This is a genomic window from Ferrimonas balearica DSM 9799, assembly GCF_000148645.1.
Classification (GTDB): Bacteria; Pseudomonadota; Gammaproteobacteria; order Enterobacterales; family Shewanellaceae; genus Ferrimonas; species Ferrimonas balearica.
Genome location: NC_014541.1, coordinates 2,030,224 through 2,043,027, shown reverse-complemented (window position 1 = coordinate 2,043,027; position 12,804 = coordinate 2,030,224). Strand labels below are relative to the sequence as shown.

Annotated in this window: 14 protein-coding genes; 8 read left to right on the top strand and 6 right to left on the bottom strand. The window is 60.3% G+C overall.

Going from position 1 to position 12,804, the window contains the following annotated elements; all coding sequences use genetic code 11:
• The first annotated feature begins 41 nt into the window (after positions 1-41).
• The 4 genes from tusD to FBAL_RS09235 are packed head-to-tail and all read left to right on the top strand — an operon-like array spanning position 42 to position 1,410.
• Positions 42-431 carry a sulfurtransferase complex subunit TusD gene (gene tusD / locus FBAL_RS09250; protein WP_013345336.1) on the top strand — a complete coding sequence of 130 codons (390 nt, stop codon included), beginning with the start codon at positions 42-44 and terminating at the stop codon, positions 429-431.
• Positions 432-434: 3 nt separating this feature from the next.
• The gene (tusC, locus tag FBAL_RS09245; protein WP_013345335.1) at positions 435-803 is read left to right on the top strand and encodes a sulfurtransferase complex subunit TusC; all 369 of its coding nucleotides are present in this window, start codon (positions 435-437) and stop codon (positions 801-803) included.
• The gene (tusB, locus tag FBAL_RS09240) at positions 800-1,081 is read left to right on the top strand and encodes a sulfurtransferase complex subunit TusB (protein WP_013345334.1); all 282 of its coding nucleotides are present in this window, start codon (positions 800-802) and stop codon (positions 1,079-1,081) included. The genes tusC and tusB overlap by 4 nt, the downstream gene beginning before the upstream one ends.
• Positions 1,082-1,083: 2 nt before the next feature.
• Positions 1,084-1,410: a TusE/DsrC/DsvC family sulfur relay protein gene (locus FBAL_RS09235; protein ID WP_013345333.1), complete on the top strand. Its 327-nt coding sequence runs from the start codon at positions 1,084-1,086 to the stop codon at positions 1,408-1,410.
• Position 1,411: 1 nt separating this feature from the next.
• On the opposite strand, the gene FBAL_RS09230 is transcribed toward FBAL_RS09235, so the two are convergent.
• The 4 genes from FBAL_RS09230 to nrdD all read right to left on the bottom strand — a co-directional run bounded on the left by FBAL_RS09230 (position 1,412) and on the right by nrdD (position 6,940).
• Positions 1,412-3,421, bottom strand: coding sequence for an NERD domain-containing protein kinase family protein (locus FBAL_RS09230; RefSeq protein WP_013345332.1), 2,010 nt, complete (start codon positions 3,419-3,421; stop codon positions 1,412-1,414).
• Positions 3,422-3,513: 92 nt separating this feature from the next.
• Positions 3,514-4,182, bottom strand: a complete 669-nt coding sequence (locus tag FBAL_RS09225) for an NAD-dependent epimerase/dehydratase family protein (RefSeq protein WP_013345331.1) — start codon at positions 4,180-4,182, stop codon at positions 3,514-3,516.
• Positions 4,183-4,298: 116 nt separating this feature from the next.
• Positions 4,299-4,766: an anaerobic ribonucleoside-triphosphate reductase-activating protein gene (gene nrdG, locus FBAL_RS09220; RefSeq protein WP_013345330.1), complete on the bottom strand. Its 468-nt coding sequence runs from the start codon at positions 4,764-4,766 to the stop codon at positions 4,299-4,301.
• Positions 4,767-4,819: 53 nt separating this feature from the next.
• Positions 4,820-6,940: an anaerobic ribonucleoside-triphosphate reductase gene (nrdD, locus tag FBAL_RS09215; protein WP_013345329.1), complete on the bottom strand. Its 2,121-nt coding sequence runs from the start codon at positions 6,938-6,940 to the stop codon at positions 4,820-4,822.
• Positions 6,941-7,273: 333 nt separating this feature from the next.
• Here nrdD and FBAL_RS09210 point away from each other — a divergent pair, with 333 nt between their 5' ends.
• Together FBAL_RS09210 and dmeF are read left to right on the top strand one after the other, a co-directional pair.
• Entirely contained in the window at positions 7,274-8,086 is an 813-nt protein-coding gene (locus FBAL_RS09210; RefSeq protein ID WP_013345328.1) for a M90 family metallopeptidase, read from the top strand.
• Between the two features lie 57 nt (positions 8,087-8,143).
• The gene (gene dmeF, locus FBAL_RS09205; protein WP_013345327.1) at positions 8,144-9,148 is read left to right on the top strand and encodes a CDF family Co(II)/Ni(II) efflux transporter DmeF; all 1,005 of its coding nucleotides are present in this window, start codon (positions 8,144-8,146) and stop codon (positions 9,146-9,148) included.
• A gap of 63 nt (positions 9,149-9,211) precedes the next feature.
• Here dmeF and FBAL_RS09200 read toward each other — a convergent pair whose 3' ends face one another.
• Complete coding sequence (locus tag FBAL_RS09200) at positions 9,212-10,531, bottom strand: alkaline phosphatase (RefSeq protein WP_013345326.1); 1,320 nt, start codon at positions 10,529-10,531, stop codon at positions 9,212-9,214.
• Between the two features lie 143 nt (positions 10,532-10,674).
• On the opposite strand from FBAL_RS09200, the gene FBAL_RS09195 reads away from it, so the two are divergent.
• Both FBAL_RS09195 and FBAL_RS09190 read left to right on the top strand, forming a co-directional pair.
• On the top strand, positions 10,675-11,607 hold the full coding sequence (locus FBAL_RS09195) for a lipid A deacylase LpxR family protein (protein WP_013345325.1): 933 nt from the start codon (positions 10,675-10,677) through the stop codon (positions 11,605-11,607).
• Between the two features lie 81 nt (positions 11,608-11,688).
• Entirely contained in the window at positions 11,689-12,414 is a 726-nt protein-coding gene (locus tag FBAL_RS09190; protein WP_013345324.1) for a metallophosphoesterase, read from the top strand.
• Here FBAL_RS09190 and FBAL_RS09185 read toward each other — a convergent pair.
• A complete protein-coding gene (locus FBAL_RS09185; protein ID WP_013345323.1) occupies positions 12,380-12,790 on the bottom strand; it encodes a VanZ family protein in 411 nt (136 codons plus the stop codon). The two genes, FBAL_RS09190 and FBAL_RS09185, sit on opposite strands and share 35 nt — an antisense overlap.
• Positions 12,791-12,804 lie beyond the last annotated feature (14 nt).

Below are 12,804 nucleotides of genomic sequence, written 5' to 3'. Positions count from 1 at the left end.
CCGTTACAATCAGGCCCCTTAACGGGGCCTTTTTTATTGCTATGAGCCAATTTGTCCTTTTTGTAAACGGCGCCCCCTACGGCAGCCAGCACGCTTACTCGGCGTTGCGCTTTGCCGAAGCGGCGCTGGACGCCGGCCACCAGGTGCGCCAGGTGTTCTTCTATCAGGATGGGGTGTACAACGCCTCACGCCTGCTGTGCCCGGCCAGTGATGAGTTCGATCTGGCTGCCCGTTGGGATGCCCTGCACCAGCGCGATGTGGCGCTGGTCAGCTGTGTCTCTGCCGGTTTGCGCCGCGGTGTGATTGATGTGGAAGCCGCCGAAGACGCGGATCTGGACGCCGCCAACCTGTCCGCCAGTTTTATCCTGGGCGGATTGGGCGAATACGTGACCGCGGCCGCCAATGCCGACCGCACTGTGCAGTTTGGGTAAGTCATGACCGAGTCATCATTGAACCTGGCGGTGGTATTCCGCACCGCCCCCCACGGCAGCGCCCGTGGTCGCGAGGGGCTGGACCTGTTGCTGCTCTCCGCCAGTTACGACCAGCAATGCGCCGCTGTGTTTATCGGCGATGGGGTCTATCAACTGTGCCAGGGCCAGCAACCGGGCCTGATCGACGCCAAAGATTACATCGCCACCTTTAAGGCTTTACCGCTTTATGATGTCGATACCGTCGTGGTCTGCGCCGAGTCCCTGCAGCAACGGGGCCTCACCGCCGAACAACTGGTGCTGCCGGTCTCCCGCTGCACCCCGTCTGAAATTGCCGGTCTTCTGGCCAACAGCCAACAGGTACTGACGTTTTGACCGTACTCCATACCCTCAGCCGGTTGGCCGGTTCACCGGCGGCACTGGCCGATACCCTGGCCTACCTGACCCCCGGCAGTGCACTGATGCTGTACCAGGACGCGGTGGCCATGGCGGCACAACCTCGCTTTGCCGAGGTGCTGGCGCCCTACTCGCTGTTCCTGCTGGGGCCGGACCTCCAGGCCCGCGGCCTGACCGCCGTGCTGCCCGCCACGACCGTGGACTATCCGGGGTTTGTGGCCCTCACTCTTCAATACGACAACGTGCAAGCGTGGTAACCATGATCTACAACGGAAACGACATCGCCACCGACAAACAGGGCTACCTGTTGGATGCCAGCCAGTGGGAGCCCGAGATGGCGCCGCTGTTGGCGGCAGAGGAAGGCATCGAGTTGACTGACGCGCACTGGGAAGTGGTCAACTTCGTGCGCGAATTCTATCTGGAATTCAACACCAGCCCCGCCATCCGCGTGCTGGTTAAGGCGATCGGCCAGAAACTGGGCGAAGATAAGGGCAACAGCAAGTACCTGTACAAGCTGTTCCCCAAAGGCCCGGCTAAACAGGCCACCAAGATCGCGGGCCTGCCCAAACCGGCCCGCTGCATCTGAATTACGCTTCCATCAGCTCCGGCGGGACCACACCCGCCGGACGCCCCGGCAGGTCATGCCATCCAAACTGCGTCAGGTAATCCACCCCATCCACCAGTTGCAACTCAAAGTTCAGTACCTGGCGGCACAGAGCGCGGAACGATTCCGGCATCAACTCTGGCGAGAACTGTTCCAGCGCCGCCAACAGCCCTTCCCGATCCCGACATTCCCCTGCCGGTGCCAGCACATCGACAAAACTGGCCACCAGCCCGAACAGGTCCTGTTCCGCCTGACCCTCACTGGCCCAAAGCTCAGGATCCGCATAGTTGCGGGCGTAGCCACTGGCGGCCACATCGAGGCCCACACCAAAGTTGACCAGCACCGCCCGTTGCGGCTGGCAGATGATGTTGGCCGGGCAGATGGCGCCGTGATAGATCTGCTGGTTGTGCAGGTAGTACAGCGCCGTCAGTAACTGGGGGAACCATTGCGCCGGTTGCCCCACCACGATCTGCCCCTGGCGGTCCCGCAGTGAATCGCCCTCCACCCAGGCCCGGGTAATATAGAGCGCCTCTTTGCCTCCCATCTCACCGAAATCCAGCACCTGCTCCACATTGGGGTGGTAGATCCCCTTGAGTGCCTTATAGGTGCTGGCCAGGTGGGGCCAGTGTTCAGACACGCCCCGGTACACCGACAGCGCACAGGGGTACTGGCCCTGCAGGTGACGGGCCTGCCACAACTGGCTGGCGTTACCCTGTACCACCCGCTCCTCCAGTTGGTAGCGGCCGTCGATGGCCATGCCGGCGGCGAGTGCGTCCGGGTCCACCGCCAGGCGCGACGCTTCCGGACGTTGCAGCACCAGCGCCAAATCCACCCTCAGTTCATCAAGGCTGGTGTGGTGGCCGCGGGCCGCTTCGGCAAACCAACTGGTGATGCGGGGTTCGTGGGTGCAGTGGGCAAGATCGCTGAACACCGCAGCAAAGTGCTGGATATCGTCCGCTTCGCTCAGGGTGTCGCGGATGTCGATAAACTCCACCTCGCCGCCCTCACTCAGGAAGATGCCGTTTTCGCCCCAGCCGGAGACGGTTACACCCCGCCGGTGGATCTGTTGCAGCGCGACAGCGGCCCGAACCAGCAGATTCAGGGCCAGGGTGCGGTCGCACTTCTGATAATCGAACTGGTGCATGGCGGTACCGCGGGGCATACGGATGGGCAGCACCAGTTGCTGGCCATCCTGAATCAGCGGGGCGCTGTAGGGTACGCCGGAGCATCCCGCCAGTTTCTGCAGTCGGTACAGTTCCTCGCGCATCTGCTTTTCAAGGCGGTCCGCCTGATCACGGTCTTCGCACTCGGAGGGCACCAGAATCTTCAGCAGCCAGGGGGCCTGCCAGTCACCGGGGTTGTAGTCCGCCTGCCAGATCTCCAGGCCATGCTTGATGTAGAGGCATTTCTGCTTCACAAAGTCCTGGATCTTGTTGTTGCGCTGCTCCACCAGCGCCACCTGGCCGATGGCGTCCAGCACCAACTGCTTCTGCTGGTCAGTCACCTGATGGGCGTAACGGGAGGTCAGTGCCCAGTCTTCGGTCAGGGCATCAACAATCTGCTCGGGGGTGTAGATGGAGAGGTCAGTTTCGTTTTTACGCAGGCTGATTTCGCTGCCGCGCCGACCGGTGACAAACACCATGCCCTGGCACCAGGGGGCGTACACACCGATGGGAAACTTGTGCTTAAAGCGGCCTGCCAGTACCCGGGCCACGTAGTTGGCCTTGGCCAGGCTGTTATCGACATCACGGCCATCCAGCTGCCAGGCATGCTGCCCCGCTTCCAGCTGGCCGATATAGCCTTTGACGTCGACCACGTAAATCCCCCACTGGCCAATCACCAGGGCGTCCACTTCCAGTGCCTGCCCGGTCTGGGTGGGGATTTCGATGTTGGTCAGTAACAGGTAGTCTTCCGGCAGGTCCTGCGCCAGCAGCTTAAAAGCCCAACGCTCGGATTCGTTGACCGGATCGCCAAAACGGATCTGCTTCGCCATGCTGTCTCCCTGTCGATGGCTGAACGTGACGCAGCCAGTCTAGGCCAGAGAGAGCCTGGAAAAAACGGGGACGCGCCCCGTTTGTTTGTTTTTTACTCGGAAGCTGTTGAATCAAGCTGAAGGATTTGCTCCGACTCAATCCGGAATCGACCCTTACCCTCATGGCGGTGGGCACGTTCAATCATCGCCTGCGCCAGCGTATCAATCGGCACCGGACGCCATTTGGCGCTGCCCGGCAGCCAGGTCAAACGGTTCAAGATAAATTCACCGAATCGCTCACCACGGCGGTCGTCGATACGCTCACCACTGAGCAGCGAGGGGCGATACAGGTACAGGGCGGGCAGGTCCAACGCCGACAGCGCCTGCTCCATCTCACCCTTGGTGCGCAGGTAGAAGTTACGGGAACCCGCGTTGGCGCCTTTGGAGCTGATCACATGAAGCTGCCCCACTCCGTTCTCTTTGGCCCATTGGCCCAATGCCACCACGGCGCCGTAATCCACGGCACGAAACGCGGCCTTGGAACCGGCGGTTTTCATGGTGGTGCCGAGGCAGCAGTAGACCTCGTCAATGGCGTAGGGGGTGGTCAGATCGCCGATGCGACTGAGGGGAAGGATATGCTCGCGAATTACCTCGCGGTGACGCCAATGGGTGGTTCGACGGCTCACAAGGTGGATGGCACGGTATTGGTCACTGGTCAGCAGGGCGTTAACCAGTGCACTGCCGGTGGCGCCGGTAGCGCCCACCACTAAGGCGGTTTTCATGATGTGTGGCACTCAACAAACACGAATGAACACGGCCGCCCAGCATAGTGGCTGGGCGATCCGTCAGCAATAAGCGACCGTTTCAACTGCCGTTTTTAGCGCCAGTTGCGGTTTGTTCACCGCTCGAAGCGGTGGATCCGCTGATTGCTGCTGCCGCGCCAGACCAGGTTGGCGTCTTTCAGGCTCTCTTCAAACTTGCCGTCAATCAGTACGTCCAGTTCAGCCACCAGCGCCTGCTGTGCCTCACTGAGCTGTTCCAGGGTGTAACCGGTCCAGGCCCAGATGTCCTTATCCGGCGCTTCTGCGCGTACCCGCCGCACCAGTGCCAGCACATCGGGCAGGTTGGCCGGATGCAACGGATCGCCGCCGGACAGGGAAAGGCCGCGCTTAGGGATGCGACTGTCGGTCAGATCCGCCAGCACCCGATCCGCCATGGCGGCATCGAAGGGGTGGCCGGAATCCAGGCGCCAGGTGCTCTGGTTATAGCAGCCGCGACACTGGTGCTCGCAGCCGGAAACAAACAGGGTCACCCGGGTGCCCGGGCCGTTGACCACATCCACTGGATAATACGCGTGGTAGTTCATAAGGCGTTTCTCAGACGACAACAGGCCCTGAGGGGATCAGGGCCTGATTCGGATTACATGTGCTTAACCCGACGTTTCACTTCTTCCTGCTTACCCGCATTAAACGGACGCGCATCGGGACTGCCAAGGTAACCACAGACACGACGGGTTACCGACACCTTGGCGGGGTCATGGTTGCCACAGCTCGGGCAGACAAAGCCTTTGCTGGTGCACTCGAACTCACCGGTGTAGTGGCACTCGTAACACTCGTCGATCGGGGTGTTGGTGCCGTAGTAGGGAACCCGCTCGTAGCTGTAGTCCCACACGTTCTCCAGCGCCTCAACGTTGTGCTGCATGTTGGGGTACTCACCGTAGCTGATAAAGCCGCCTGAGGTGATCGCCGGGTACGGCATCTCGAAATCGATCTTGTCGTACGGGTTCACCTTCTTCTCCACGTCGAGGTGGAAGCTGTTGGTGTAGTAGCCCTTCTCAGTCACACCATCAATCAGGCCAAACGCCTTGGTGTCGATGCTGCAGAAACGGGTGCACAGGTTTTCGCTCGGGGTGCTGTAGAGGCTGAATCCGTAACCGGTTTCCGCTTTCCACTGCTCAACCGCTTTCTTCAGGTACCGCACCACATCCAGCGCTTTGTCACGCAGCTGCTCGCTGTCGTAAACGTGGGTGGCATCACCAAACAGCGCGTTGATGGTCTCGTGCAGGCCGATGTAGCCCAGGGAGATGGACGCGCGGCCGTTCTTAAAGATCTCCGCCACATTGTCGTCGGCTTTCAGACGCACGCCACAGGCCCCTTCCATATAGAGGATCGGTGCCACCCGCGCCTTAACCCCTTCGAGGCGGTCGATGCGGGTCATCAGTGCCTTACGGGCAATGGCCAGACGCTCATCCAGAATGGCGTAGAAGCGCGCTTCGTCGCCCTGAGCCTCGATGGCGATGCGCGGCAGGTTCAGGGAAACCACGCCCAGGTTGTTGCGGCCTTCGTGTTCCAGTTCGCCATCTTTTTCGAAAGCGCCAAGGAAGGAGCGGCAACCCATCGGGTTCTTGAACGAACCGGTCACCTCGACCACTTTGTCGTAGTTGAGGATGTCCGGGTACATGCGCTTGCTCGCACACTCCAGTGCCAGCTGCTTAATGTCGTAGTTGGGGTCACCCGCTTTCTGGTTGTGGCCAGACTTAATGGCAAACACCAGCTTGGGGAACACCGCGGTTTTCTTGTTCTTGCCCAGACCCGCAATGCGGTTCTTCAGGATCGATTTCTGGATCAGGCGGGCTTCCCAGCTGTCACCCAGGCCAAAACCGAAGGTCACAAACGGGGTTTGGCCATTGGCGGTGTGCAGGGTGTTCACTTCGTACTCCAGCGACTGGAACGCGTCGTAACACTCTTTCTCGGTGCGTGCATTGGCGTAGGCGTGCGGATCCGCCACCTGCCACTCTTCACCGATGGCCAGATGTTTGTCGTAGCTGGACTTCACGTAGGGGGCCAGCACTTCGTCGATGCGGTTGATGGTGGTGCCGCCATAGATGTGGCTGGCCACCTGGGCGATGATCTGCGCGGTCACCGCCGTGGCGGTGGAGATGGACTTCGGCGTGTCGATCTCGGCATTGCCCATCTTAAAGCCGCCGGTCAACATGCCTTTAAGATCGATCAGCATGCAGTTGAACATCGGGAAGAACGGCGCGTAATCCAGATCGTGGTAGTGGATCTGGCCGGTTTCATGCGCTTCGACAACGTCACGGGGCAGGATATGACGGCAGGCGTAATGCTTGGCCACGATGCCCGCCAGCAGATCACGCTGGGTCGGGATCACCTTGGAGTCTTTGTTGGCGTTCTCGTTCAGCAGCGCGGAGTTGCTCTGCTCAACCAGACCACGGATCTCCTGATTCAGGCGGCTGGCCTTTTCACGGGCCAGATCGCGATCGTGACGATACTCGATGTAGGAGCGAGCGAGGTCTTTGTAAGGCCCTTCCATCAGCTGGTTCTCAACCGCATCCTGAATGCGGTTGATCGCCACCTCGGATTCACCTTCAAGTTGTGCAGCCACCGCCTGAGCAACACCAGCGGCATAAACCAGATCATCACAGCCCGCGGCAGTCGCTGCGCGCAGTACCGCTTGCTGGATCAATTCTGGTTTAAATGGCACGCGGCATCCATCCCGCTTAATCACAACAGGTCCCATCTCTTCACTCCTAAGTAAAGTAATAACGCCCAAAAAGCGGCACCCACATCTAGTGCGGGAGCCACCATCAAACACAATATATAGTGCATTTTCCGGCAAGTGGGCGGCGTCTACCGTGATCGAGATCAAGCTGACGTCTAACGGCTCACTTGTTGTTCAGGGGATTGATGACCGCCCGGAACCGGCCATTGAAGGCGGCGCACTGTACCCCAAAATCCGCCACTCAGGCACCACGAGAAATGGGATCCATGCCTCAGATCACCCCTTGAGAAAATCAAGTCCGATCTGAGATTGACGTTCCCTTTTTTTTCGCTCTTGGATAGGCTGGCAACCATGCTGAACTGGTTCACTCAATGGCGCGAAAAGCGCCTTCTCGCCGATCTGGATGACACCACCGTCAAACGGTGGCAAATGCGCATCGATCAACTGCCGATCCTCTCGGGACTCTCCCCGGCTGACCAGCGCCAGTTGATTGAAACCGGTTGGCGATTCCTCCACCAAAAACGCTTCACTCCAGTGGCGGACGCCAACCTCACCAATGAAGATTGCATCGATATCTGCCTGCAGGCGGCGCTGCCGGTTCTGACGCTCGGCGTTGACCAATACGGTCACTTCCACGAACTGCTGATCTACCCGGAAGAGTTTGTCAGCCCACGCCACTACATCGATGACAATGGCATTGAGCATCAGGGGATGGAGGAGTTGTCCGGTGAAGCCTGGGAACAAGGCCCGTTGCTGCTGACTCTGACCGAGCTGAGTCACAGCGGCCAATGGGACGGCTTCAACCTGGTCATTCACGAGCTGGCCCATAAGCTGGATATCGCCAATGGCGGCATCGCCAACGGCCACCCTAACCTGTCCCCGTCGCTGCGCCAGCGCTGGCTCTCGGTGTTTTCCGAAGCGTTCCAGGCCCATTGCATCGCAGTGGAGCAGGCCGAAGTGAAAGGCCACTGGCAAGGGGTGTGGGTGGATCCCTACGGGGCCGAAAGCGAAGCGGAGTTCTTTGCGGTGTGTGTGGAGGCCTTTTTTACTGACCCCATCTCACTGCACCACGGATTCAATGCGCTCTATCACTTACTGGCCGAGCACTTTAATCAGCATCCCCTGCCCCGGGCGCCACAGTGGTCGCCGTTACCGGGTGCGTAATCAGTGAACAGCCTCACGTTTTGAATTGGTAACGGTGGCGTAAACTGATGGAATCAAATGCAACTGATTCCTACTTCCATGCACAGTCATTCCATGCACCGGTGGCAACACAACCACCAATTTGCTCAACAACAGAAGAAAAACGAAACCCGCACCTGGTACGCCGTCCTGATCACCGCCGCCATGATGGTGATCGAAATCGTGACCGGCTATCTGACCGGCTCTATGGCACTGCTCGCAGACGGCTGGCACATGGGTACCCACGTCGCCGCCTTTGGCTTAACCCTGTTCGCCTATCGCTTTGCCCGAAAAGCCAGCAACGATCCCCGCTACAGCTTCGGCGCCGGCAAAGTGAATTTGTTGGCGGGTTACACCAGCGCTCTGGCTCTGGTGCTTGTGGCTGTCCTGATGGCAGTGGAGTCGATCGGACGCCTGATTGAGCCGGTCACCATCGACTACAACAATGCGTTGCTGGTGGCGGTGATTGGTCTGGTGATCAATCTGGTCTGTGCTTTCCTGCTGCATCAGGGGGAGGATCACGATCACCACCATCACCACCATCATCACGACCACGACCACGACCACGACCACGACCACGACCACCATCATGGTCACGGCCACCACGACCACAACCTTTACGCCGCTTACCTGCACGTGCTCGCCGATGCTTTGACCTCGCTGACTGCCATTGTCGCTCTGCTGGCCGCACGCTATTTCGATATGCCGGGTCTGGATCCGTTGATGGGCATTGTCGGCGCGCTGATCATTACCCGCTGGGGTTGGGGCCTGATCAAGGCAACCGGCCCTGCCCTGCTCGACCGCACCCCGGACAGCAAGCTTGCCGACACCGTTCGCCAATGCATTGAGGCGGATCGGGATAACCGCGTTGCGGACCTTCACCTCTGGCCCCTGTCCGGCAACCACTACGGCGTGATCGTCTCGGTGGTCACCCACCATCCCCAATCGCCGGAGCACTACAAAGCGTTGTTGAGCCATCTGCCCAAACTGGCCCACATCACCGTTGAGGTGCAAACCTGCAGTGAAACGCCCTGCCTGGGGTGAGCGCCAAAAAAGAGGAAGCCTGGGCTTCCTCTTTTTTATGGTGTCCGATGACGGATTTCCGGCTTACCAGCCCATCAGGGACATCATCCGTTGCGGGATCTCGATATTGTCCTGATAACCGATAAAGGCCTCCGCCCCGGCTCCGTATGCCATCACCGGCACATCCACCGCGGTGTGGCCACCGGTGGTCCAGCCGGTAAAACTGCGGTCGTTGATCACCTTAAGCACCGCCCGGCCCAGTTGGCTGTCGCCCTCGCCATAGGCTTTCTGCAGGGCAGCCAGCTCCGTATCAGTGAGGGCAAAGTCCACTTTTTCAGACCAGCGCGCAGACAGCTCCGTCACCGGTGCCGCCAACAGGGATTGGGTCAACGGAACAACGCTGGCATGAACCTGGGCGATCACCTCAGGCTTCCATTCGTAGACCCGATTGGCCCCCAGGGTCAGCCCCCCGGTGGAGTGATCAGCAGTGATCACGAGCAGGGTGTCCGGATTGGCATCCACAAAGGCTTTGGCCCGCTCTACCGCACCGGCAAAGTCATGCATCTCCGCCATAGCGCAGGCGATGTCGTTGGCGTGACCACACCAGTCAATCTGGCTGCCCTCAACCAGCAGGAAGAAGCCCTGATCCTGGCTCGACATCAGTGACAGGGCCTTGTCAGTCATCGCCACCAGGCGCTCCGGCTGGTCGCTGTCGATGGCGTGAGGCATCGCCACATCCGCCACCAGACCCATCGCGGGCAACTGGTTGAGCTGGGACAGATCTTCCATCGACCAGATCTGCTGGTAGCCCTGTTCCGCCATCTGCTCCGCCAGTCCACCCGGGTCACGGGAGAAGTAGCGCTGACCGCCACCGAGGATCAGGTCGAGCATGGTGTTGTCCGCGATCCGTTGCTGCACATACTGCTCCGCAATCGCGTCATACATTTTGCGGGACGCGACGTGGGCCACAAAGCCTGCCGGTGTGGCATGGTTGACCTGAGAGGTGGCGACCACACCGGTAGACCAGCCCTGCTTACGGGCCTTGGCCAAAATCCCCTCCACCGGCAGTTTCTGGCCATCGACGCCAATGGCGCCATTGTAGCTTTTCACCCCTGCAGCCAGTGCCGTGGCGGATGCCGCAGAATCGGTCACCCAGGTGTTGTCATCCGGATAGGTGGCCGCCATCCCCACCAACAGTTGGTCAAAGACGGTGGGGGTCACTTCGGAGCCCGCCTCACCGGCGAGATAGTAGCGGTACCCGGTGGTAAACGCCGGGCCCATCCCGTCGCCAATCATAAAGATGATGTTCTTCGGGGTCTCGGGATCTGCCGGGGCCTGGCTGGCACAGCCTGAAAGCAGAGCAAGCGCGGCAGCAACTGCGCTGAGGGGGCGGTAAATCGACATGTAAATCCTTGTCTTGGTTCTGTTCCGTCTGGGCGCAGCCTATCCCACTCCGGTGACAAGATAAAGTCACCAGCGGGCCGGTTTTTGCACCCGTCTGCTCAGTTACGTACAGTGAACCCAGTTCCCAGAAGTCAGGAGTGGCGATGAAGTATGGGTCGGGCGTTTTGGTGTGGCTGTGCGCCACACCCGCGTTAGCCAGTAGTGGTTACTGGGCCATGGACAACGACGTCGTGGTCAAAACCGATGGCGATTACACCAACGGCCTGTTTCTGGGCCACATCAGTGCACCGGGCAGCGAACTGCCCGCCCCACTAAAACCGTTTGCCCGTCGCATTCCTGACCACCAGGTCTACTGGCACGGCGAACTCAGCCAGAAGATGTGGACCCCCTCCGACCTTGATCCCGAAGATCAGTCCTCACTGGAGCGCCCCTACGCCGGCACCCTGTTGGCTACGGTGGGGCTCGGTCAGGAATCGGAAAACCGGGCCGACCACTACGGCGTCAGCCTTGGGGTGATAGGCCCCGCCTCCGGTGCTGAGGCGGTTCAGCGACAAGTGCATAAATGGCTCGGCAATACCGCCCCGGATGGCTGGGACCAGCAGATTGAGAACACCCCGCTGATGCAGCTCTCCTGGCTGCAGAGTCGACGGGTGTATCAGGTGGACTGGGACAGCACGGGCTGGGACCTGCTGCTTCACCCCCGAATCCAGGGCGGCAACCTGCAGAGTGAGGCCGCCATGGGGTTCAGCATGGGCTGGGGCAATGAACTTGGCGCCCTGCGCGGGCGTCACTGGAGCCAGGGCCCGGTTGCCGGGCCGGGACGTGCTGGCTGGACTCTCTATGCGGGCAGCGAAGTGCGCTACCGCCTCAATGACATCACCCTGCAGGGGCCACGGCCCGACGACGCCCCCGATGTGAGCCTGGCCCACTGGCAGGCCGGATGGGCGGTCGGCCTCCGTGGCCACTACCGGGGCTTCGGCGCCAGTTTCAGTGTGCAGGGGGACAGCGCGGCCTACCGTGACGCCTCGCGGGATTGGACCAGCTACGGTCGTCTCGCCTTCTACTGGAATTACTGACCCCCATTCATGCCGTCGCTTGGGATTCGCCGTCGGCTGTCGCTACACTGAGTTCAAGAAGTTAGTGATGAGACAGGCGTTTTGACCACACCACAAGGGCAGTTTGCCACCCTCGTTGTTGAGGGCCGGGCTTTCTTTATCGGCGATCTTCACGGAGAGCGCCGCCAACTGAGCCAATTGCTGAATCAGGTTAACTTTGCCCCGGAGATGGGCGACCGGGTGATCTGCGTGGGTGACCTGATCGATCGTGGCCAGGATTCACTGGCCTGCCTGGATCTGTTGGAGATGCCGTGGTTCTACTGCGTTCTGGGCAACCACGAAGCGATGTTGATGGACGCCCTGTCCGGCGATCAGGAGAACCTGAACAGCTGGCTGCGCTGTGGCGGCAAGTGGTACCTCGACCTCGACGAGCCAACGCAACGAGCGATGATGGTAAAGGCGGAACGGCTGTTACCCGCCCTGCCCTTTGGGCTGGAAGTGCAGATCCCGGCGCTGGACGCCCGCATCGGCGTTGTTCACGCCGACTGCCCCGGCGACAGCTGGGATGCTTTCCGGGAAGCGTGCCAATACCCGTTAAACCGTTTCCAGCAGTTTGACTGCCTGTGGAGCCGCGACGTCCTGCGGGAGATGGGCAAAGGGGAATACCCCGAGCCCCTGCCCGGGATTGATGCATTGGTGATGGGACATACGCCACTGCAGAATCTGCGCAGCCACGGCAACCGGGTCTGGCTGGATACCGGCGCCGGCTATCCCCAGGGCCGGTTATCCCTGCTTAATGCTGAGCAGATCCTCGAGCTGGTCCGCTGAGGCGGGCCAGATACAGGGAGAGCCCGGTCGCCAACACTAATCCCACCGCATCTGCAGCAAGGTCCCAGATGTCCAGGGTTCGGTTTGGGTTCCACGCCTGTGTCATCTCTTCTGCCACCGCGAACAGCGCCACCAGAATCGTACCCCATTGCGCCCAGGCCCCAATCGAGAGGGCACGCCAACCCAGCGCCCAGTTGAACAACAAGGTCAGCAGGCCATACAGCCCGATATGACCCCACTTATCGCCGTAGGGCAGTGTCCGGACGATGCCGAACCACTGCGCCACTTCGCCCCGATTGGCGAGGGCGATTACCCACAACAGAAATCCCAGAAACGCCAGCGCAAGGCCCCATTTCAGCAGGCTTCTAAACGGCATCCCTGCCCCCTTTC

Coding starts and splice junctions, on each gene's coding strand:
- tusD (WP_013345336.1), top strand. CDS start 42: ATGAGCCAATTTGTCCTTTTTGTAAACGGCGCCCCCTACGGCAGCCAG.
- tusC (WP_013345335.1), top strand. CDS start 435: ATGACCGAGTCATCATTGAACCTGGCGGTGGTATTCCGCACCGCCCCC.
- FBAL_RS09235 (WP_013345333.1), top strand. CDS start 1,084: ATGATCTACAACGGAAACGACATCGCCACCGACAAACAGGGCTACCTG.
- FBAL_RS09230 (WP_013345332.1), bottom strand. CDS start 3,421: ATGGCGAAGCAGATCCGTTTTGGCGATCCGGTCAACGAATCCGAGCGT.
- FBAL_RS09225 (WP_013345331.1), bottom strand. CDS start 4,182: ATGAAAACCGCCTTAGTGGTGGGCGCTACCGGCGCCACCGGCAGTGCA.
- nrdG (WP_013345330.1), bottom strand. CDS start 4,766: ATGAACTACCACGCGTATTATCCAGTGGATGTGGTCAACGGCCCGGGC.
- nrdD (WP_013345329.1), bottom strand. CDS start 6,940: ATGGGACCTGTTGTGATTAAGCGGGATGGATGCCGCGTGCCATTTAAA.
- FBAL_RS09210 (WP_013345328.1), top strand. CDS start 7,274: ATGCTGAACTGGTTCACTCAATGGCGCGAAAAGCGCCTTCTCGCCGAT.
- dmeF (WP_013345327.1), top strand. CDS start 8,144: ATGCAACTGATTCCTACTTCCATGCACAGTCATTCCATGCACCGGTGG.
- FBAL_RS09200 (WP_013345326.1), bottom strand. CDS start 10,531: ATGTCGATTTACCGCCCCCTCAGCGCAGTTGCTGCCGCGCTTGCTCTG.
- FBAL_RS09195 (WP_013345325.1), top strand. CDS start 10,675: ATGAAGTATGGGTCGGGCGTTTTGGTGTGGCTGTGCGCCACACCCGCG.
- FBAL_RS09185 (WP_013345323.1), bottom strand. CDS start 12,790: ATGCCGTTTAGAAGCCTGCTGAAATGGGGCCTTGCGCTGGCGTTTCTG.